Consider the following 20444-nt stretch of genomic DNA (forward strand, 5'->3'; position numbering starts at 1 on the left):
GTCTTATCGAGTCGGCACAGGGATGCTGCCGTTCAAGGCTGGAATCCTTGAAAACACGTCAGCCATGAAATCCATGAACACGATAGCCCGCGTGGGAAGCAGCCTATTGGCGACGTAGACCATCTGCACGGGGACAGGGGGAGCCGTATGGTTGCTGAGAATGAACTGCAATCTGCCGCTGTTCAGTCCGTCCTGAAAGAGCCACGCAGGTCCATGTGCCACACCCAGGCCCGCCGCGACCGCTGCACTCACGGCGTCGGGCGAGTTGACCCTGAGCCTGCCGCTGATCGGAATTTCCGCATCCCGGAATCGCCAAGTCGCCCCGGACGACAGCAAGGTGTAGATGATGCAATCGTGGTCGCGTAGATCATCCGGGGTCTGCGGAACTCCACGTTTGGCCAAGTAGTCCTTGCTGGCGACGAACACCCGTTCATACCTTCCAAGAGGCCGCGCGCGCAGGGCGCTGTCCTCCAGCTGTCCTATGCGGATCGCGAGTTCGGTGCCTTCATTGACCAGGTCTACGTATCGATCGTTGAGTTGGAGATCCAGGTTCAATTGAGGGTAGCGCTCCAGAAAGGCCGGCACATGCGGCAGCACAAACGCATGTGCGAGAGCTGTCGGACAGGCTACGCGCAAGAGCCCTGATGGGTCGACGTTGCTCCTGAAGGACGATTCGGATTCATCCACCGCATCCAGGATGCGCCGGATGTCCGCGTAGTAGCGTCCGCCCTCCGGCGTCAAGGACAACTTCCGCGTAGACCGGTGGAGCAAGCGCGTCTGCAGATGATCCTCCAGAGCTGCTACATAGCGGCTCACATTGGGTTGCCCCAACCCTAGATCCCGCCCTGCTGCCGAAAAGCTCCCGGTTTCCACAGCACGCGCAAAGCATGTCATCAAAAGAAATCGGTCCACGGCGCCGCCTCTATTCATGCCTGATCTGCATGAATTATATGCGAACAGGCAGTCTTATCTGATGTGAGGCATGAGCGCATATTTCTCCATGTCGACCACGGTGGTCGTCATTCACCGGAGAATTCAAATGGCGCGCTTGCAAGGTAAACGTACTCTCATCACCGGCGGCACCAGTGGCATCGGGCTGGAAACGGCAAAGCAGTTCCTGGCGGAGGGCGCTCGCGTGATCGTAACGGGCGTCAACCCCGATTCGATTGCAAGGGCCCAGGCCGAACTGGGCCCGGACGTGCCGGTGCTGCGCGCCGACTCGGCCAGCGTTGCCGCACAAAAGGAGCTGGCACAAGCCATCAAGGAACACTACGGCCAACTCGACGTTGCCTTCCTCAATGCCGGCGTATCCGTCTGGCGGCCCATTGAGGAATGGACGGAAGACATGTTCGACCGCATTTTCGACATCAACGTCAAAGGGCCGTACTTCCTGATGCAGGCGCTTTTGCCGGTCTTCGCAAATCCCGCTTCCGTCGTGTTGACCACTTCCGTCAGCGCGCATGCGGGTGCAGATCGCTCGTCCGTATATGCCGCAACGAAGGCCGCATTGCTGAACATGTCGAAGACGCTCTCGACCGAACTGCTGGGCCGCGGCATCCGTGTCAACGCAGTGAGCCCTGGCCCCGTCGAGACTCCGCTTTACGACAAGGCCGGTATTCCGGAAGCTTATCGCGAGCAGGTTAACAAAGCGATCGCGGCAACCATTCCGCTTGGCCGCTTCGGTACCTCCGACGAGGTGGCCAAAGCAGTGCTGTATCTGGCGTCCGACGAGTCGCGCTGGACGATCGGCTCTGAAATCGTCTTGGACGGCGGCCGTCTGCTGAACGGCTAAGCGCGCCGCTCAACAATTGCGTGAACGCCACATCGCCTGGGATGAGCCAATCGGGTACTGAGCGCCAGCCTCAGCACCTGGCGGCGAACCAGTCCAATCCGGGCTGTGCAAACAGCGGCGCTCGGGAAACCTCTGCCGCTGTTTCCACTTGATAAACCATCCAGAGCCACTAAAAGCAATGAACGCTCTTACGCTGATAAGCCACCCACTGTGCCCATTCGTACAGCGCGCCGCGATTGTGCTTCTTGAAAAGGCCGTCCAGTTTGATCGGATAAATGTCGATTTGGCAGCCAAGCCAAGCTGGTTCCTGGCAGTTTCGCCAACCGGCAAGGTCCCCGTGCTCAAGGTGCGCCGGGACGATGCGGAAGATGCGATGCTGTTCGAAAGCATGGTCATCTGCGAGTACCTGGAAGAAACCCAGGGTGGCGCGCCGATGTACCCCGTCGATGCGCTATCCCGTGCCCGTCAGCGGGGTTGGATCGAGTTTGCGACATCCGCCCTTGCCGACGCCTGGCAGTTTCTCAACGCTACCGACCGTTCGACGGCGGATGCGAAGCAGGCGGCATTGAGGGGCGCGCTTGAGCGACTGGAGGCGGAGCTGGAATCCGGACCCTATTTCGCTGGCACTGCCTTCACGATGGTCGACGCGGTGTTCGCTCCACTCTTCAGATATTTCGACGTCCTTGACCCGATGGTTTCGCAGGCGATCTTCGAAAACCTTCCGCGTGTGTCGGCATGGCGATCGGCGTTGGCGGCCAGGCAAAGCGTCATCGCCGCCGTGGGGGAGGACTACGCCGAGCGGTTCCGGCAACACCTTCGTCTGCACCAGTCGATCCACGCGGGTTGATCGACCGCCTGCGAGGCCAAGCAGGTCAACGAACGTCATTGGGGCCGAATCTCCCGACAAGCCCACTCAGCCAACCCCCGGCAAGCCAGAAAGAGCCCATCAACAGTTCCCTCATCCAAATGCCGCTCCGGCTCCGCTGCCACCCGGCAGCGGTCCGCCGAATGCAGGACCTCCAGCACCGTCAGCAGCCCCACCAACGCGCGCTCGGTTCTTGCCAGGCTCACGCGGCGGCCGGGTGACACATCGTTCTCCGGCCAGGGCAGCCCATCAGCCCCCTCGCATCCGCGCATCCGCTTGAGAATGCCCAAGAAGGTGCTCAGGTCCGGCAGTGGAGTGTCGTCGTTGATGGGCTCAACTGCGGCGTACGAAGAGAAGGTCTCGGATTCGCTCATGGCGTCGGTTTCCTTGGCTGTACTTAACAGCGCCACCGCGTAGGCGGGGTGGCGGACGATGCGTGGCTGCAAACCGGTTGATGCAGCGCTATTGGCCGGTGAGTCCGAAGACTCCCACGCACCGCCCGCCAGAAAGGCCGACGGATTGCCCGCCGGCACCGGTTAAGGACGGTGCCGACGGGCAAGCGTAAACAACTTGCGCGTGCATCAAACGGGTTTGCAGACCCGCTGCCACCCGTTGTCGGTGGCGCGCCATGGTGTTTACGCTGCCGCTTCGAATGCAAATTGAAATTCGCGAAGAAATCGCGCGATTCGAAAGCGAAAAACTATTGTTGCACGCGCCCTTCGTGCAGCCCGCGACGCCACAAGACGCATTCGTGCAGATGCTCTGCTTATTGCGAACCAAAGTGGCGCAATCGCCCGTGCCGCAAGCGAATAGTGCGATGGCCTTCTTTGCAACAGTTCTTAGTCCGCATGGGGTGGCCACGCCGCCCGATCAGCCGCACACTCCAAAAATCGGTTCAAACCCGACACCGCAAGAAGGCATCGCATCCTTAGCCGACGCCGTCCTCAACCACCGCCGCATTCCCCACCAGCAACTCAATCATCGCCCGAGCGGCGGCTGACTGCCGCCGATGCGGCGCATAGATCACCGAGAACGGCCTTGACCGCCCCCGCAGCTGCGGCAGCACTTCCACCAGCTCCCCACGCTGCAATCGCTCACGCACGATGAACTCATAGCTCTGGCAGATGCCGATGCCCTGTTCGGCCAGCGACACCACGCCCAGCACATCGTCGGAGGTCTCGATGGACGACCGCGGGAGCCAGTCCACGTCGCGCCCGCCGTCGCGGAAGATCCAAGGCGCCAGCCGCCCGGTGCGCGGCATCACGAAGGGCAGGCACAGGTGCTGCTGCAGGTCGTCCAGCGTCTGCGGCCTGCCGCGGCGTTGCAGGTAGTCCGGCGCCGCCACCAGCAGCAGCGGCGCGTCTTCCAGCTTGCGTGCCACCAGCCCGCTGTCCGGCAGCTGGCCCAGGCGAATGGCCAGGTCGAAGCCCTCGGCCACCAGGTCCACGTTGCGGTTGGTGATGTTCAGTTCCACCTGCACCTGCGGGTACTGCTGCGCAAAGCGCGCCAGCACGGGCGGCAGCCGGTAGTGGCCATAGGTGGTGGGCACGCTCAGGCGCACGCGGCCGGCCAGCGCACCGTCCTGGGCCAGTACGTCGCGCTCGGCGTCGTCCAGCAGGCCGAAGGCGGTGCGCACCTGTTCCCGGTAGAGCCGCCCGGCGTCGGTCAGGCCCACGCGGCGGGTGGTCCGCTGCAGCAGCTGCCGGCCCAGCCGCGCTTCCAGGCGGGTAACCGCGCGGCTCAGCACCGAGGGCGTGGTGGACAGCGCCACCGCTCCGGCCGTGAACGAGCCGTGCTCGACCACCGCCAGGAACACCTCCACATCGCCCAGGTAGTCGAACTTGCGGCTCATTTGGCTCTCCCGGGAACAGATGTTTTGCGATGGGGCCAATTTATCGCCGCTGGGGCGATGAATAAAGTGGCGGCCATTCCCCGATAGGAGTTCCCCATGAACCTGATGACCCGGCTGGCCGCAGCGCTGGCCCTGACCCTGGCCGCCAGCGGCGCGCATGCCGCCAACGTGCTGGTGGTGCTGTCCGACGAAAACCACTTGGATCTGAAGGACGGCAAGGTGCTGTCCACCGGCTTCTATCTCAACGAGTTGATGCAGCCGGTCAAGCTGCTGCTGGACGCGGGCCACGAGGTGACTTTCGCCACGCCGCAGGGGCGGGCGCCGACGGTGGATGCGTCCTCGGTGACGCCGGCGTACTTCGGCAACGACGCTGCGCAGCTGACGCTGCACAAGGACCTGCTGGAGAAACTGGCGCTGACCTCACCGACCGCCTCGCCGGTGGTCAGCCTGGCGCGCATCGAGCAACAGGGCTACGCGCGTTTCGATGCGGTCTACATTCCCGGTGGCCACGCGCCGATGCAGGACCTGCTGAAGAGCCCGGCGCTGGGCCGGCTGCTGGCCGACTTCCACCAGCGCAACAAGACCACCGCGCTGGTCTGCCATGGGCCGATCGCGCTGCTGTCCACGCTGCCGGATGCTGCGGGTTTCGTGGCGAAGTTGGAGGCGGGTGCGACGCCGGCTACGCCGAAGTGGATCTACAGCGGCTACCAGATGACGGTGATCAGCAACCAGGAAGAAGAGCAGGCCAAGCCGCTGCTGGGCGGCGGTGAGATGAAGTTCTACCCGCAGACCGCGTTGCAGCGGGCGGGTGCGCGGTTCAGTAGCAACAGCACGCCGTGGACGGGGCATGTGGTGGTGGATCGCGAGCTGATTACCGGGCAGAACCCGGCTTCGGCGTTGGAGGTGGGGCAGCGGTTGGTGGAGCGGTTGAAGTAAGGCAGACACCAACGCATCGGCTTTTCGGCGAATCCCGCGCGTGGTGCGCGGGACGCCCCCTGCAACTACTCAAAGGACAACCCACGTGGATCTTCAATTGGCGGGCAAGACCGCACTCGTGACCGGCGCGACCGCCGGTATCGGCCTGGCCATCGCGCGCACGTTGGCACGCGAAGGCGTACGCGTGACCCTCACCGGGCGTGACCCGGGAAAGCTGCAGGCAGCCATGGCCGAGATCAGCGCTGGGGCGCCGGGCGCGCAACTGGTGACGGTGGTGGCTGATCTGGCCAGCGCCGAGGGCGCGGCCACCGTGATCGCGGCACAGCCTGACACCGATATCCTGGTCAACAACCTGGGCTACTACGAAGCCAAGGCCTTCGCCGACATCAGCGACGATGACTGGATGCGCATGCTGGAGGTCAACGTGCTGTCCGGCGTGCGCCTGTCGCGGCACTACTTCCCGCGCATGCTGGAACGCAACTGGGGCCGCGTGATCTTCATGTCCAGCGAGGTAGGCGCGTTCACGCCGCCGGACATGGTGCACTACGGGGTGAGCAAGTCGGCGCAGCTGGCGGTATCGCGTGGTATGGCCGAGCTGACCCAGGGCACCGGGGTGACGGTCAACAGCGTGCTGCCCTCAGCCACGCGCTCGGACGGCATCGTCGAGTACCTGCGCCAGACCGCGCCGCGACCAGGCATGACCGATGCGCAGATTGAAGCGCACTTCTTCCAGACCTACCGGCCCAGTTCGCTGATCGCGCGGATGATCGAGGCCGACGAGATCGCGGCGATGGTGGCGCTGCTGGCCAGCCCGCTGGGCGCGGCCTCCAATGGTGCCGCGGTGCGCGTAGAGGGCGGGACGTACCGATCCATTCTGTGATGCTGCGGTTGGGCCGGTTTGGCACCTGACGGGGTGCGTGGCACCATGGCGGACCGGCTCCGCCCTATGCGCGGGGCCGTTTTTCCAGGCAAGCGCTTCAACACGATATGCGAACGTCCATCCTCTTGATCTTCTCTGCTCTGTGCCTGGCGCTGCTGTCCGGCTGCGCCAGTGGCCCGGAAGAGCACACCTCAGGCCGCGAGATCACCGGTGCGTTCGTGGCCGACGACGGCCAGCTGTACCTGCTGCCGCGCTATGACGAGCCGATGCGCTTCGACGCTGCGCCGTTCCGTGATTACCGCGCGCTGATGGCCAGCCCGCTGCGCGAGGCGGTGGCCTGCGCACAGATGTACTTCCATGAGGATTGGCGCGACCCGGTCAACAAGGCAAAGGTGCACGGCAGCTACGCCCTGCTGCTGCGGCCGGAGCAGGTGACGGCGGAGCAGGCCGCGCAGTTCAAGCTGGAGCGGATTGAGGTTACGCCGCGTGAGGCCAAGGTGGTGGACGAGCGAGCGCGCTACTACCTGCCGCTTGAGCGGAGCCGTTATTCTCTGGCGTTTGATCGCGCCTGCAATCTACCGAAGAAGGGCGGCAGCTATTACAGCGCGCTGTTCGAGGGTGATGGTGAGCGGGTGCAGTTGCCGGACGCTGCCGCGCTGGCCGAGAAGGCGAAGCTGGCGCAGCCGATCAGTGCGCGGGCGGTGCGCATCCTGCCGGAGCGGGAGGATACGCCGGGTGTGGGTTCGGCGGCCGGCAAGGTGTTGGGCGCGGCGTTGGTGCCTGTGGCGGTTCCGGTGTTTGTGTTGAGCCTGCCGTTCCTGGGGCCGGATCATTGGAAGTGATGGGGCGTTGAAGCCAGAGCATCCACGCGTGGCGTGGATCTACTGAGACTGCGGGGTAAGTTGAGGAAAGACCGTCGGTCGGGGCCATGACAGCCGCTACACTGGCTGCCTGTGCCCGATGGAAGCTCGCCGATGTTCAACGGAAAAGTCGCGGTGGTCACCGGCTCCACCAGCGGTATCGGTCTTGGCATTGCCACTGCGCTGGCGCGGCAGGGTGCCGACATCGTGCTGAATGGCTTCGGCGATGCGGCGGAGATCGAACGCATCCGTTCCCGCCTGGAAACCGAATTCGGTGTGCGGGTGGCGCACGATGGCGCCGACCTGTCTCGCGGCGACGCCGTTCGGGACATGATCGACCACGCTGTGGCGACGATAGGGCGCATCGACATTCTGGTGAACAACGCGGGCATCCAGCACACCGCGTCGATCGAGGAATTTCCCGTCGAGAAGTGGGATGCGATCCTCGCGCTGAATCTGTCGGCGGTGTTCCACTCAACGGCGGCGGCGTTGCCCTATATGAAGCAGCAGGGGGCCGGTCGCATCATCAACATCGCGTCGGTGCATGGGCTGGTTGGGTCGGTGAACAAGTCGGCCTATGTGGCGGCCAAGCATGGCGTGGTGGGATTCACCAAGGTGACCGCGCTGGAGAACGCCGGCACGGGCATTACCGCCAATGCCATCTGCCCGGGGTGGGTGCGCACGGCGCTGGTCGAGCAGCAGATCACGGCCTTGGCCGAGCGCGAGGGGACGGACCAGGAGTCTGCCGCCCGTGCGCTGCTGGCCGAGAAACAGCCGTCGTTGCAGTTCGTGACGCCCGAGCAGCTGGGCGAGATGGTGGTGTTCCTGGCCTCGGATGCCGCGGCGCAGATCACGGGCACGGCGCTGCCGGTGGACGGGGGTTGGACGGCGCGGTAGCCACAGGTCATGTGCGTGTTTCTCTGCATTACCTGCCATCGCTTCGTGCCTGACGCCGGCGCGGCACACCGCTTGATGGGGCTGATGCAAATGCCCGGATTAACGAGCGGACGCGAAGAGACGGCCTGCTGGGTGCCCAGTTCAGTCCCGCTGGATTCGGCGCAACCAGGTGTCCCACGATTCAAGCCGCACTTGTGGTGACGTTCCGCGTTCGTAATCGTGGCGTTTGCGGCTCTCTTGCAGATCGTTCTGGGTTCGCCCGCCGATGATCACAGAGCGGATATTGATGTCCTTATCGGGATCTACCTCAAGAGGGGCGTTTGGGCCCAGGAATGCGTTATGGAGCGGGCTGCCGCGCTCGGCCTCGGCACGGATACGGTGCAGCTCGCGGCGCGTGGCTTCCGGATTGCGACAGAACAATCCGAGTCGCTTGCGGAGCTGGCCTGCGGCTTCCAGTACCTTGTGGTTGAACTCTTGGTAGTGGTTGACATTGACGAGGTTGAATTCGGCTCCCTTGACCTCGATCAGAATGATATCCATCCGCGACCGGCCGGTGAACACGGCAAAATCCACCGAGCCGTCGCCGAAGGGCAGTTCCGAAAAGCAGATGTACTCGCCGTCTGGCGACGCGAATGCTTCGGCGATGATGGAAAGATCGCTCTTGAGCAGACGTTGGAGCTCGCGTTCTCCACTTCCGGCTTCGACAAGTGCGCGTACGGAAGAGCGTGAGATCATCCCTTCCGCGATCTCGAGCTTGCGCTTGGTGATCTCGGGAGACTCGGGCCAGGGCGAACCATCAAAACGGCTTGTGGAGAGTCTGAGCGTTTCGGCTCTGCCGACGATCCGCTTGTTGGTCTCAGTGCGGTCTTCAAGCTCGTCCGGATCGCATCCGAGCAGGGCAATCGCTGCCTCTTTCGAGATCGAATGCCAGTTGACGCTGGGCGACACCCGTACCTGATCAAATGTGTCGCGTTCCGGGTCAGGATTTTCGTAGTGCTCGATGAAGATCGTTGCACCGAGGGCCAACCCGCTGTCCTCGATTCGGTCCACGATCATTTCAATGGCATTGGTGACGGAACGCCCATTATTGCAAGCGCCAAGATCTGTGATGAGAACGCGCGGGCCGCCCTCGCCAGAGAAAACCCGAAGACGGCACATGCCCTTGGATTGCGGATGATAGTCGCCTGCATAGCTGAGCACTGTATCTACAACTTTCATTCTGCGCTTGCCTTCGTTCCTTCTTGGAGTGGACAACAATGTGCGTCGAGCGTTTCACACGCAATCGGGATAATCCCTACAGTCTTCATAGGGCGAGCGACGGTTGAAGTTCAGCGGCCAAGGCTGCTCATATCGGACATTCATTGAGCCGGCTGTACCCGCTGCTGCAGAATCTGCGGCGCCGACAGGGTAGCGGGGAGAGTGAACAGCGCCAAGGATGGCTGCGAGCGATGCTGGAGTGGCCGGCGTCAGAACGCGGTCGGAAATGGTTTGGCGCGAATGAGTGGGGGCCGGTGTTCAATCGGTGCTGGCCGCACGCGTGGCAGCGGGACGTGATGGCTTGGGTCGAAGGCTGTGCTCAGCATGTCGGCTTCTGCATCTTTCGCTGACGCAAAGCACCCTATCTGCGGCGTGATCCGTGCGTCGATGCTGAGAAGGTTTCCTTTTCCTTCAGGCGCTTATCGAACCGGGGCGTTTCGCCAGGCGCGGTGCCTCTGGATACAGTCTTGGAAGCGCCGTTAGTTTCGTGTTGCTGGCGTTCGCGCCGGCGCTCGCCTCGCACGGAACGCAGATATGGGTCGATTGATCGTAGTGGTAGGAGACAGCACCAGTGGCGGTGGACGGGTCATTACCGGTTCGGCTTTCACCGATATCCATGGCAGCGCCGTCGCCCGCATCTCGGACAAGGCGACGTGCCCGAAGCATCAGGGCATCTTCCCGATCATTACGGGCGACGGCTCGTGGCTAGTGGACGGGCAGCCGGTCGCCCGCGATGGCGATCGCCTGTCATGTGGGTGCAGCTTGTTGGCAGGCACGCAGTTGACGACGCATATTGCAGCGGGGGGCGCGCCGGTGCCCGACCAGCCGAATGCGGTTGAGGCGGCTCAGTCGCCACCGAGGGCTGCCCCTGCGGTGACCAGTAAGCCGATCTGTAAGGCCTGTCTTCTGGCTGCAGCCGGACACGGCACGGCTTTCCTGCGGAGGTGATCATGGACTATGCCATCGTTGATGCCGCTCATTCTGCCGATACGGCCGCTGTTCTGCGTCGTTATGCGGCGACCGGCAGGGCGTGGTCGTTGTTTGCACGACAGCCAGAGAGCCCTCACGCGGATGCGGGGCCCTGGCTGATCCAGTTGAATGAGGATCAGGCACTACATCAGTGATTGTTCAACCTTGAAGTGCTTCCCGGCGTAGTCTGCCGCTTTATCTGCGCGGAAGACGCCGACGATGTCGTTGCACATCTTCAGTCCCGTATGGAGCTGCAGTTGCAGGACGGAAACAGGGCCCTGTTCCGGTTCTGGGACGGGCGCGCGTTGTACCGGATGTGGGGCGTGATGACCTGGGCGCAGAGAGCGGCGTTCATCGCACCGTTCACGCGCTGGTCGGCGAGGTTGCAGGACCGGAACTGGGAGTTGGATCACGCGACTATGGAGAAACTTTGGTGCTGACACTGGATGCACGACAGGAGGCGCTGTTGCGCTTGCCGGATCCGTTCTCTTTCCTGCCCCGGCTTGCGGCTGAGATCCGGCGTGACCTGCCGGAACGGGTCATGGGGCTGGATGACGCTGCACTGCTGGCGGAGACTGATCGCTGCTACACCTATGCGGCCTATGAACTTGGCATCACCCACCTGCCTGTACTTGTGGCATGGACCAAGACGGATGTCGGCAGCGGCGGAGAGCTTCATCGCAATGCCGAGGTCGACATCGCCCTGCGTCACGCGGGCAAACCCAACATCCAGGCCGCAGATCTGCTGGGGGCCTTGGTCGCCCTGCATCGCTGGCCGAAGGGAAGTGTGTAATGGCCGCCATTCCGATTCGCTGGGGACTGGGAAAGCTGGCCGAGCGGGCTGCGGCTGCAGCGGCGGCCGCCGCTGCGGCGAATGCGGCGAAGGATGTGGTGAAGGACACACCTGGCGTGAGGGCTCGCGAGGCGGAGTGTGCCGATGCCCAGGACGCCAGTGACTGCAACGAGTGCCAGCTCGCCAATGGCAGGGTAGGGCAGCCGCCTACGCCCAGGTATCTGACCGCGCGTACACGCATCAACTATGACTACCAACTCCAGATTGCGAATATGCATGCCGACCCAGAGCGGTTTGGCTATGTGAGACGTGGCGATGGCTCGGACACTATCGTGAACATCGATCTTGAAACCGCCAAGAGCTTCTTCGGGCGAGGTGGCGAGTACACGACGCTGGAATGGCTGTATGCGGGCATCTCGTTTGATGGCTTCTGGAGGAGCCGATGCACGGTGGTGGAGGCGAAGGCGAACTTTGGTAGCTTCTTCAATGAATATGGTGATCCGGCGAAACCGTTCACCCCGATCATTGTCGGTGGATGGGTGGCAGGTTACATAGAGCAACTTGCAATAATTCAGCCAACCTCGCCGCGGGGCAGGTTGGAGTGGCATTTCATGGATGTAGCTGCCTACGAGGCGGCGTTGGCGGCCGGTATCCCCGCCACTAGCGCATTCCATACGCCGTACCTGCTCGGGAGATTTCCATGAATAGCACGCTGGTCTTCAGCTTCAGGCCATCCACCTTGAGCACAGTAGCGTTCCTGGATGAGACCAATTCATGGCTGGCACTACTGGGGCGTGCACACCCTGACTTTTCCGAGTGGTGGATTCCGCCGCAGGGGCCGGGCGGTGATTTTGTTTCCTTCCGAAACCGCAACAATATCATCGAGAGAATGGGGAGCGATGCGAAGCGCTTGGACGCAGAGTACGGTGTCGGTGCGGGGGGAGGGCGGACCTCGGTTGCAAGCATGGTCTTGACGAATGCGGGCTGTGAGAAAGATTGGCATCGGAAAGGCAGAGTCGCGCTCTATGTCAATCTGGGCATGGGGCAGCTGCGCCTTGCAATAAGCGTGATCGATGGGGCGTATCGCGATCCAGGGGCGTTGCTGTGGAGCTTGCTTTCATGCACTGCGGAAGACAGTCGAGTGCAGTTTGCGCAAACAAATGTTCGTCAGAAGGTAGGGAGTGAGCTGGTGCTGTACAGCAGGGACCGTGCACCGTTTCCTCACCGTGATTACCTCGGCTGGATGGGCTATGTGAACGTTGCGCTGACACAGGACCAGCTTCCTGAGGCTGCTCGATTGGAACGGAGAGGCCAAGGGACGCTGATTCTCTCGACCGAAGTTCTTGATCTTTCAGATCCCCATGCGGTCATGCAGGCCAACCAGGTGGAGATGCGCCTGGTTGATCTGGAGCTGCTGCCGGTCATTGATCCTGCACTGAAATAGCAGCGCCAGCTGCTTGAACGGTTGGTATGAACATCTCTCTGATATGCCGGTTTCCCCCGATGGCTCGAATCCCCGGACAGGTATGGGAGGATATCTCGAGAATCACCTCCAATCTGTCGAAGGTGGATCCGAGTTTCGGGCTTTGGTGGGTTAATCCTCGGTCCGCAAAGGACCGCTACATCCCTGCTTGCGATCGTGAAGAATTTGCCGCGCGCATTGCAGGAGATGACACCAGGATTGCCCGGAAGTATCCCAGTCAGCCTTCGATAGGAAGCAACGGTGCAATTCTCACAAAATGCCGGAAATGATAAGGATTGGCTGAGGCGAGGGGGTGTAGGGCTGAGCTATCAGCCAGCGCTTGGGGTGCTTCGACTTCACGTGGATCGCATCGAGGAGGTATTCGCATCGCCATCCAGTCTTCTGCGATCCACTATTTCGGCGCTGCTGGATAGTCTCCCCATCACGTTTGCGCAGACAAACGTTCAGCAGCTCGTGGAGGGTGAACTGCTGCTCTACAGCGTTGATCGCGCGCCCTTCCCGCACCGCGAGTTCCTGGGTTGGATGGGCTACGTAGACGTCCCGTTGACCCGAGACCAGGTTCCTGCCGCGGCAAGGCTTGAGCGACGGGGCGGTGGCACCCTCATCCTCGCCACGGAGGTACTCGATCTTGCTGATGCGCATGCCATCAAACAGGCCAACCAGGTCGAGATGAGCCTGGTTGACCAGGGGCTGCTGCCGGTTACGGATCCCTTGCTGGGGTAGCGCGATCCATGCTGGCCGGTGAATCAACTCGGCTTTGCAAATACATCCAATCCTTTGCCCGTCTCCAACAACGACTTCAGGCTCGACAGCACGATCGGCCAGCCCTGGCGGATGCCGGTGTCCATGCCGCTGCCCGGTTCCAGCTCGTCGTGGGTAACGGTCAGCCGCACCATGTCCTGGTAGGGCACGATCTCGAACGTCACCCGGCTGTAGGCGGCCGGATCATCGGCCTGCGAGGCGCCGGCCCAGGTGATCACCAGCCGCGAGGGTGGGGTGCTTTCCACCACGTCGCCAACCAGTTCGACCTTGCGCTCGTCGTTGGCGCGCACATGCTGCCAGCGCGAGCCGGGTTTCCAGTCCGAAACGTTCTCGTGGCCCCAGTAGGTGCGGGCAATCTCCGGGCGGGTGATGGCCTCGAACACCTTCTGCGGTGTGGAGGCGATATAGATCACGTGGATGAAGCGGGTGGATTCAGCGCTCATCGTCATTGTCCTTCCAGTTCCTGTTTGAGGTCATGCAGCAGGCTCAGGCGCTGCTGCTCGAACTTGCTTACCCAGCGCGTATAGACATCGTGCAGCGGCACCGGGTTGATGAAGTGCAGCTTCTCGCGGCCACGCCTGACGGTACTGATCAGGTTGGCGTCTTCCAGCAGGCCCAGGTGCTGGGTGACCGATTGCCGGGCCATGTCCAGGTGTTCGCAGAGCTGGCCCAGGGTCTGGCCGTTGTCTTCGCAGAGCAGGTCCAGCAGCGTGCGGCGCGTGGGGTCGGCCAGTGCCTTGAACACCTTGTCTGCATCCATGGGGGCTTCAGTTCCAGTTGTCGATCTTGACGTCGTGCGGGCTGGGCTGGCCGCGCCCGGTGTCCAGCACAGTGCCGTCGGGGTGGCGGTCGCCGGTGGTGTCCTCGGCCCACCAGGCGGCGACGCTTTCGGCGGTGGCCAGGGCCTGGTAGACCTGGGCTGATGGGGCGTTGATGCCGACTCTGTGTGCGATATCCACCATGACTGCGGCTCCACGGTGGGCGGCGGGGTGCCGTCCGTGGGAGAACAATAGGCAGGTAGATGCCTGCATGTCAACTGTGTCCGATGGATTTTCAAGCGGGGTAGTGCCGGCCGCTGGCCGGCAGCCTGGGCGGAGTTGGGTGACTGCAGTTGCCGGCCAGCGGCCGGCACTACCGGTCAATGCAGCGGCGTGGATCAACGGCATGACGCTGATCGGCGATGCTGGACGCGTCGGATGTGGCGCTGGCGGTACGCCATCGACAGATTCCAGCGCTGGTTCACTGCCGTGGCGACGGCTGACGGCGGTTGAGGCCGTTGGAATCGCGGGGACAGCAAGCACCTGCGTCACTGCGTCGCAGCCTTCCTGCAGGATGCGGTACATCGGTTCGGCGCTAGAGTGGGGGCTACCCCATCCAGGAAGGAGACGCGCATGTACTACAGCAGTGGCAACTACGAGGCCTTCGCGCGCCCGCGCAAGCCGGCGGGCGTGGACAACAAGACGGCCTGGTTCGTGGGTTCGGGCCTGGCCTCGCTGGCCGGTGCGGCGTTCCTGGTGCGCGATGGACGCATGCCCGGCGAGCGCATCGCCATCCTGGAACAGCAGCAGATTGCCGGTGGCGCGCTGGATGGCCTGAAGGTGCCGGAGAAGGGTTTCGTGATCCGCGGCGGCCGCGAGATGGAAGACCACTTCGAGTGCCTGTGGGATCTGTTTCGTTCAATTCCCTCGCTGGAAATCGACGATGCCAGTGTGCTGGACGAGTTCTACTGGTTGAACAAGGACGACCCGAACTATTCGCTGCAGCGTGCCACGATCAATCGCGGCGAAGATGCGCATACCGATGGCTTGTTCACCCTGAGCGAGCAGGCGCAGAAGGACGTGATCGCGCTGTTCCTGGCCACCCGGCAGGAGATGGAGAACAAGCGCATCAACGAAGTGCTTGGCCGCGATTTCCTCGACAGCAATTTCTGGCTGTACTGGCGCACGATGTTCGCGTTCGAGGAATGGCACTCGGCGCTGGAGATGAAGCTGTACCTGCATCGTTTCATCCACCATATCGGCGGGCTGCCGGATTTCTCGGCGCTGAAGTTCACCAAGTACAACCAGTACGAATCGCTGGTGCTGCCGCTGGTGAAGTGGCTGCAGGAGCGCGGCGTGCGGTTCCAGTACGGCACTGAAGTGACCGATGTGGACTTCGCGCTGCAGGCGGGCCGCAAGCAGGCCACGCGCATCCACTGGATGCAGGATGGACAGGCCGGTGGCGTGGACCTGGGCGCGGACGATCTGGTGTTCATGACGATCGGCTCGCTGACCGAGAATTCCGACAACGGTGACCACCACACCGCTGCGCGCTTGAATGAAGGCCCGGCACCGGCGTGGGACCTGTGGCGGCGCATCGCGGCCAAGGATGCGGCGTTCGGGCGTCCGGATGTATTCGGTGCGCATATACCGGAAACCAAGTGGGAATCGGCGACGGTGACCACGCTGGACGCGCGCATTCCGGCGTACATCGAGAAGATTGCCAAGCGCGATCCGTTCAGCGGCAAGGTGGTGACCGGCGGCATCGTCAGTGTGCGCGACTCGCGCTGGCTGATGAGCTGGACGGTAAACCGCCAGCCGCATTTCAAGAACCAGCCGAAGGACCAGATCGTGGTGTGGGTGTATTCGCTGTTCGTGGATACGCCCGGAGATTACGTGAACAAGCCGATGCAGGACTGCACGGGCGAGGAGATCACCCGCGAGTGGCTGTACCACCTGGGTGTGCCGGTGGAGGAGATCGACGCGCTGGCGGCGACCGGGGCGAAGACAGTGCCGGTGATGATGCCGTACATCACCGCGTTCTTCATGCCGCGCCAGGCCGGTGACCGCCCGGACGTGGTGCCGGAAGGCGCGGTGAACTTCGCCTTCATCGGCCAGTTCGCCGAATCGAAGCAGCGCGACTGCATCTTCACCACCGAGTATTCGGTGCGCACGCCGATGGAAGCGGTGTACACGCTGCTGGGCATCGAGCGCGGCGTGCCGGAGGTGTTCAATTCGACCTACGACGTGCGCACGCTGCTGGCAGCGACCGGGCGTCTTCGCGATGGCAAGGAACTGGACATTCCGGGGCCGGCGTTCCTGCGCAACCTGCTGATGAACAAGCTGGACAAGACCCAGATTGGTGGGTTGCTGCGTGAGTTCAAGCTGGTGCAGGAGGACTGAGCGAGCGGGTGCAGGTAGCGCCGGGCCATGCCCGGCGTCTCGCGCCGCAGTGGCCGCTTCGCTCGCCGGGCATGGCCCGGCGCTACCGGGACTCAGCAACCCACCAGCCGGTCGGCGCTGAGGCCACTGCGGTGCTGGTTGCGGTATTCGATGGGGCTGGCGTCGACCATGCCGCGGAAGTGTCGGCGGAACGATTCCTGCGAGCCGAAACCCGCCTGTTCGGCCACCCATTGCAGCGGGCGGTCGGTGGTTTCCAGCAGTTCGCGTGCGTAGGCCACGCGTTCGCGGATGAGCCAGTCGATGGGCGACAGGCCGGTGGCTTCGAGGAACTGCCGCTGCAGGGTGCGCTGGCTGAGTGCGGCCTGTTCGGCCAGGCTGCCCAGCGAATGCGGCTCGCGCAGGTTGCGGCGCATCCATTCCATCAGTTTCGCCAGCCGCGTGGGCTCGCCCAGCGGGATCGCGCGGCTGACCCGCTGGCTGCGTTCGGCATCACGCCAGGGTGCCAGCACCAGCCGTTCGGCCACCAGATTGGCCACGCGCGCGCCGTAATCCTTGCGCACCATGTGCAGCATCATGTCCATGCCGGTGGCCGAGCCGGCCGAGGTGATGATGCTGCCGGCGTCCACGTACAGCACATCGTCGCGCACGTGGATGCGCGGAAATTCGCGCGCCAGCGTTTCGGTGAGGCGCCAGTGGGTGGTGGCCTGGCGGCCATCGAGCAAACCGGCCCAGGCGAGCACGAATGCACCGGAGCAGATGGACGTGATGCGTGCGCCGCGCGCATGGGCGCGGGTGAGGGCATCAAGCAACGCCTGCGGCGGGCGCTCGCTGGGTTCGCGCCAACCGGGAATGACGATGATGTCGGCGTCGTCGACGGCGCTCAGATCGTAGGGCAGCTGCACCTGCGCACTGCCGAGCATGCGCAGTGCACCGGGTTCGCCAGCGCAGAGCTGGGTGCGGTACCAGGCCACGCCCAGTTCAGGGCGGATGGGGGCGAACAGGCCGACCGCGCAGCCGAATTCGAACAGGCCCTGGCCGTGGCAGGCCACGATGGCGACGGTGGGCGCGGTCGGATCGGCAGGCAGGGTGGGCATGGCTTGATGCTACCGATGAAGGTGCCTGCGCCAGCGTGTCGTGGCGGCATGAGGTGATGCCCGTGCGGCATATGGCCGGTGGCCGGTTTCCGTTGGCATCGGACGCGCGCGCGTTGCTGCGTAAGGTCATTACCAGCAGTCATGTGGCTGGCGCGATGTGACGGTCACATGACGCGATATCCGCTGTTACGTGTAGGGCGTGGGCTCTTGAATGGAGGCGTGTCTCCGGCCCACCCCCACGAGCCCCCATGCCTGCTGCCCACACTCCTGCGCTGTCCACGCTCTCCCTGCTGATTGCCGCCACGCTTGCCGCCGCCCCGGCGTACGCGGCTGAGGCCGATGCACCGTCGGCGACCACTGCTACATCTGCCAACCTTGCTGCGTCCACGCTGGATGCGGTGGTGGTGACCGGTTCACGCACCAGCACGCGCACGGTGAAGAACAGCTCGACACCGATCGACGTGATCTCCGCCGAGGATCTGGCCGCGACCGGCCAGGCCAATCTGCTGGAAGCGCTGCAGCGCAGCCTGCCATCGCTGAGCCAGATCGGCGGTTACCAGAGCGACCAGGAAAGCCTGATCCGCGGTTACCAGTTGCGCAACCTGTCGCCGGGTTACACGCTGGTGCTGGTGAACGGCAAGCGCCGCAACGCCAGCGCGTATGTCAGTGGCGCCAACGGTGGCGGCTACCCGGGCCATGCCTGGGCCGATCTGGCGCTGATTCCGGTGTCGGCCATCGACCATGTGGAGGTGCTGCGCGACGGCGCTTCGGCCATCTATGGTTCGGACGCGATCACCGGAGTGATCAACGTGATCCTGAAATCGCAGGCGCACGGTGGCGATGTGTCGGTGGAGAGCGGGCAGAGCACCGATGGCGACGGCAGCCGCACCAGCGTGCGCGCCAACATCGGCCTGCCGTGGGGCGAGGATGGCTTCATCAACCTGTCCGGCGAGAGCACGCGCCAGCACCATGCGATCCGCACGCGGCGCTACATCGACGGCTACCTGAGTTATCCCGCCGTGGATGGCAACGGCAACCTGGTGGCGCTGCGTCCAAACAACCGCTTGCCGGCTGGAGCGACGCCGAACCCGGCCGAGGCCGGGCGCGATGCCGAGGCCAACATCATCCTCAGCTCGCCGTCGTATGCGCTGAAGGCCTTCGCGGTGAACGTGGGCCATGGCCTGGGCGAGAACGCCCAGTTCTATGCGAATGCGACCGCCAGCGACCGCACCGCGCAGGCGATCCAGAACTTCCGCCTGCCGGCAACGATCTTCACCACCTACAAGGCGCCGGGCGTGCTGAGCGTGTTTCCCGATGGCTTCCTGCCGGTGCTGGAAACCAAGGAGAAGCAGTACACCGGCACGGCCGGGGTGAAGGGCCAGGTTGCGGGGTGGGACTACGACTTCAGCCTGACCGGCAACCGCAACACGGTGCGCACCTACACCCGCAATTCGGTGAACTACTCGCTGCCGTACCCCGGCTCGCCGACCGACTTCTATGACGGCAAGCTGGATTACCAGCAGGGCATCGCCAACCTTGATCTGCGTCGCGGCTTCGAGGTGGCGGCTTTCGCATCGCCGCTGGAAGTGAGTGCCGGTGCCGAGTACCAGCACGAACAATACGAACGCGGGGCAGGGCAGTGGGAGTCGTTCACCGGCTTCGGTGCGGCCGCCTTCGTGGGCTATTCGACCGCCGATGCGGTGAAGGCCACCCGCAACAGCAAGGCGGTGTACGCAGGTGCAGCCACCAACATCACGTCGCGCTGGTACCTGGATGCCGCCGCGCGCTGGGAAGACCACTCGGACTTCGGCACGGTGTCGACCGGTCGGTTGACCACGCGCTTCGACTTCACCGATGCGCTGGGCGTACGAGCCACGGTCAGCAATGGCTTCCACGCGCCGAGCCTGGGCGCGCAGTTCTACCAGGCCACCGGCAGCTGCCCGTGCGGTACCACGCTGGTGGCGCAGGTCGCTTCGCCGGCAGCAGTGGCGCTGGGCGCTACGCCGCTGAAGCCGGAGAAGGCCACCAACTACAGCCTCGGCGTGACCTGGGACCCGAGCCCGGCCTTCCATCTGGCGGTGGATGCGTACCAGATCGACATCCGTGGCCAGCTGGGCCAGTCCAGCCAGATCGGCTACAACGCGCAGGACCCGGCGCGGGTGACCGACAACAGTGGCACCGTGCTGACCGCCGCGCAGAAGAACACCATCGACGCGCTGCTGGGCACGGCCGGCATCAGCATCCTGCCCGGTGATGCGTTCTACGCCAGCTACTTCACCAACGTGGGCGACACCCGCACGCGCGGCGTGGAGCTGACCCTGGAGGCGAACCAGGAAACGCAGTGGGGCAAGCTGCGCTGGAGCTACGCGGCCAACGTGGGCCGCACCATCATCCAGAAAGTGAGTGCGATTCCGCAGGCGTTGCAGGGGCTGCCGAATATCAACCTGCTGACCAAGTCGAGCGAGTACGCGCTGCGCTTCCGCACGCCGTCGTACACGCAGGTGGCGGGGCTGGGTTGGCAGAACGGGCGCTGGCGTTCGAACGTGGACTTCACCTACTACGGCCCGATCAAGCGCCTGAACAACGGCGTGCAGTACAAGCAGCCGCCGGTGCTGGTGACCAACCTGTCCGGTGGCGTCGAGCTGGGTGCCGGTTGGAGCGCGGCGCTGGGCATCAACAACGTGTTCGACAAGCGCACCCGCAAGGTGCCTGCGTACGCACGCAGCGCCACCGATGTGGCCAGCATCGAGACCACCTGGGACAGCGGTGATGTGCTGAGCAACGTCGGGACGTTCTGGTACGGGCGCGTCAATTACCGGTTCTGAGGTTCATGTGAAACGTCG

22 protein-coding genes and 1 pseudogene are annotated in these 20444 nt (G+C 63.6%); 15 read left to right on the top strand and 8 right to left on the bottom strand.

Annotation, left to right across the window (positions count from 1 at the left end; all coding sequences use genetic code 11):
* Positions 1-3: 3 nt before the first annotated feature.
* Entirely contained in the window at positions 4-930 is a 927-nt protein-coding gene (locus LMF57_RS08545) for a LysR family transcriptional regulator (protein WP_229291210.1), read from the bottom strand.
* A 109-nt stretch (positions 931-1039) separates the two neighbouring features.
* On the opposite strand from LMF57_RS08545, the gene LMF57_RS08550 reads away from it, so the two are divergent.
* Both LMF57_RS08550 and LMF57_RS08555 read left to right on the top strand, forming a co-directional pair.
* On the top strand, positions 1040-1792 hold the full coding sequence (locus LMF57_RS08550; protein WP_324255966.1) for an SDR family oxidoreductase: 753 nt from the start codon (positions 1040-1042) through the stop codon (positions 1790-1792).
* Positions 1793-1970: 178 nt separating this feature from the next.
* Positions 1971-2639, top strand: coding sequence for a glutathione S-transferase family protein (locus LMF57_RS08555; RefSeq protein WP_229291212.1), 669 nt, complete (start codon positions 1971-1973; stop codon positions 2637-2639).
* A 35-nt stretch (positions 2640-2674) separates the two neighbouring features.
* Here the strand turns inward: LMF57_RS08555 and LMF57_RS08560 are convergent, their stop codons facing one another.
* Positions 2675-3031: a hypothetical protein gene (locus LMF57_RS08560; RefSeq protein ID WP_229291213.1), complete on the bottom strand. Its 357-nt coding sequence runs from the start codon at positions 3029-3031 to the stop codon at positions 2675-2677.
* A gap of 254 nt (positions 3032-3285) precedes the next feature.
* On the opposite strand from LMF57_RS08560, the gene LMF57_RS08565 reads away from it, so the two are divergent.
* Positions 3286-3657, top strand: a complete 372-nt coding sequence (locus LMF57_RS08565) for a hypothetical protein (protein WP_229291214.1) — start codon at positions 3286-3288, stop codon at positions 3655-3657.
* Here the strand turns inward: LMF57_RS08565 and LMF57_RS08570 are convergent.
* On the bottom strand, positions 3586-4509 hold the full coding sequence (locus LMF57_RS08570) for a LysR family transcriptional regulator (protein ID WP_229291215.1): 924 nt from the start codon (positions 4507-4509) through the stop codon (positions 3586-3588). The genes LMF57_RS08565 and LMF57_RS08570 overlap by 72 nt on opposite strands.
* A gap of 96 nt (positions 4510-4605) precedes the next feature.
* On the opposite strand from LMF57_RS08570, the gene LMF57_RS08575 reads away from it, so the two are divergent.
* From LMF57_RS08575 to LMF57_RS08590, 4 genes are all read left to right on the top strand, one after another.
* Entirely contained in the window at positions 4606-5445 is an 840-nt protein-coding gene (locus tag LMF57_RS08575; RefSeq protein ID WP_229291216.1) for a type 1 glutamine amidotransferase domain-containing protein, read from the top strand.
* 85 nt (positions 5446-5530) lie between these two features.
* Positions 5531-6325 (top strand): SDR family oxidoreductase, encoded by a 795-nt coding sequence (locus LMF57_RS08580; protein ID WP_229291217.1) that lies wholly within the window; start codon positions 5531-5533, stop codon positions 6323-6325.
* A gap of 107 nt (positions 6326-6432) precedes the next feature.
* Positions 6433-7167 carry a hypothetical protein gene (locus tag LMF57_RS08585; protein WP_229291218.1) on the top strand — a complete coding sequence of 245 codons (735 nt, stop codon included), beginning with the start codon at positions 6433-6435 and terminating at the stop codon, positions 7165-7167.
* A 132-nt stretch (positions 7168-7299) separates the two neighbouring features.
* The gene (locus LMF57_RS08590; RefSeq protein ID WP_229291219.1) at positions 7300-8082 is read left to right on the top strand and encodes a 3-hydroxybutyrate dehydrogenase; all 783 of its coding nucleotides are present in this window, start codon (positions 7300-7302) and stop codon (positions 8080-8082) included.
* A gap of 141 nt (positions 8083-8223) precedes the next feature.
* On the opposite strand, the gene LMF57_RS08595 is transcribed toward LMF57_RS08590, so the two are convergent.
* Positions 8224-9300, bottom strand: coding sequence for a Shedu immune nuclease family protein (locus LMF57_RS08595; protein ID WP_117310199.1), 1077 nt, complete (start codon positions 9298-9300; stop codon positions 8224-8226).
* Between the two features lie 573 nt (positions 9301-9873).
* Here LMF57_RS08595 and LMF57_RS08600 point away from each other — a divergent pair.
* From LMF57_RS08600 to LMF57_RS08625, 6 genes and pseudogenes are all read left to right on the top strand, one after another.
* Positions 9874-10287 (top strand): PAAR domain-containing protein, encoded by a 414-nt coding sequence (locus tag LMF57_RS08600; RefSeq protein ID WP_229291220.1) that lies wholly within the window; start codon positions 9874-9876, stop codon positions 10285-10287.
* Positions 10288-10289: 2 nt separating this feature from the next.
* A pseudogene (locus tag LMF57_RS08605) lies at positions 10290-10748 on the top strand (DUF4123 domain-containing protein).
* Positions 10742-11101 (top strand): hypothetical protein, encoded by a 360-nt coding sequence (locus LMF57_RS08610; protein ID WP_117311889.1) that lies wholly within the window; start codon positions 10742-10744, stop codon positions 11099-11101. The pseudogene LMF57_RS08605 and the gene LMF57_RS08610 overlap by 7 nt, the downstream one beginning before the upstream one ends.
* Positions 11101-11805 carry a Tox-REase-5 domain-containing protein gene (locus LMF57_RS08615; RefSeq protein WP_208082781.1) on the top strand — a complete coding sequence of 235 codons (705 nt, stop codon included), beginning with the start codon at positions 11101-11103 and terminating at the stop codon, positions 11803-11805. Before LMF57_RS08610 ends, LMF57_RS08615 begins: the two co-directional genes overlap by 1 nt.
* Positions 11802-12545: an Imm52 family immunity protein gene (locus tag LMF57_RS08620; protein ID WP_229291221.1), complete on the top strand. Its 744-nt coding sequence runs from the start codon at positions 11802-11804 to the stop codon at positions 12543-12545. Before LMF57_RS08615 ends, LMF57_RS08620 begins: the two co-directional genes overlap by 4 nt.
* A 378-nt stretch (positions 12546-12923) precedes the next feature.
* Positions 12924-13307, top strand: a complete 384-nt coding sequence (locus LMF57_RS08625) for an Imm52 family immunity protein (RefSeq protein ID WP_162887636.1) — start codon at positions 12924-12926, stop codon at positions 13305-13307.
* A gap of 23 nt (positions 13308-13330) precedes the next feature.
* Here the strand turns inward: LMF57_RS08625 and LMF57_RS08630 are convergent, their stop codons facing one another.
* From LMF57_RS08630 to LMF57_RS08640, 3 genes are read right to left on the bottom strand one after another with little or no spacing between them, the layout of a single operon-like run.
* Entirely contained in the window at positions 13331-13789 is a 459-nt protein-coding gene (locus LMF57_RS08630) for an SRPBCC domain-containing protein (RefSeq protein WP_229291222.1), read from the bottom strand.
* A gap of 2 nt (positions 13790-13791) precedes the next feature.
* On the bottom strand, positions 13792-14106 hold the full coding sequence (locus tag LMF57_RS08635) for a metalloregulator ArsR/SmtB family transcription factor (protein ID WP_117310206.1): 315 nt from the start codon (positions 14104-14106) through the stop codon (positions 13792-13794).
* Between the two features lie 7 nt (positions 14107-14113).
* Positions 14114-14308, bottom strand: a complete 195-nt coding sequence (locus LMF57_RS08640) for a hypothetical protein (protein ID WP_229291223.1) — start codon at positions 14306-14308, stop codon at positions 14114-14116.
* 429 nt (positions 14309-14737) lie between these two features.
* Here LMF57_RS08640 and LMF57_RS08645 point away from each other — a divergent pair, with 429 nt between their 5' ends.
* Entirely contained in the window at positions 14738-16507 is a 1770-nt protein-coding gene (locus LMF57_RS08645; RefSeq protein ID WP_229291224.1) for an oleate hydratase, read from the top strand.
* 92 nt (positions 16508-16599) lie between these two features.
* Here LMF57_RS08645 and LMF57_RS08650 read toward each other — a convergent pair whose 3' ends face one another.
* Positions 16600-17601, bottom strand: a complete 1002-nt coding sequence (locus LMF57_RS08650) for a helix-turn-helix domain-containing protein (RefSeq protein ID WP_032976126.1) — start codon at positions 17599-17601, stop codon at positions 16600-16602.
* Between the two features lie 248 nt (positions 17602-17849).
* Here LMF57_RS08650 and LMF57_RS08655 point away from each other — a divergent pair, with 248 nt between their 5' ends.
* Entirely contained in the window at positions 17850-20426 is a 2577-nt protein-coding gene (locus LMF57_RS08655; RefSeq protein ID WP_229291225.1) for a TonB-dependent receptor, read from the top strand.
* Positions 20427-20444: the final 18 nt, after the last annotated feature.

The sequence above is a fragment of the Stenotrophomonas sp. SI-NJAU-1 genome (assembly GCF_020883215.1).
GTDB lineage: Bacteria > Pseudomonadota > Gammaproteobacteria > Xanthomonadales > Xanthomonadaceae > Stenotrophomonas > Stenotrophomonas indicatrix.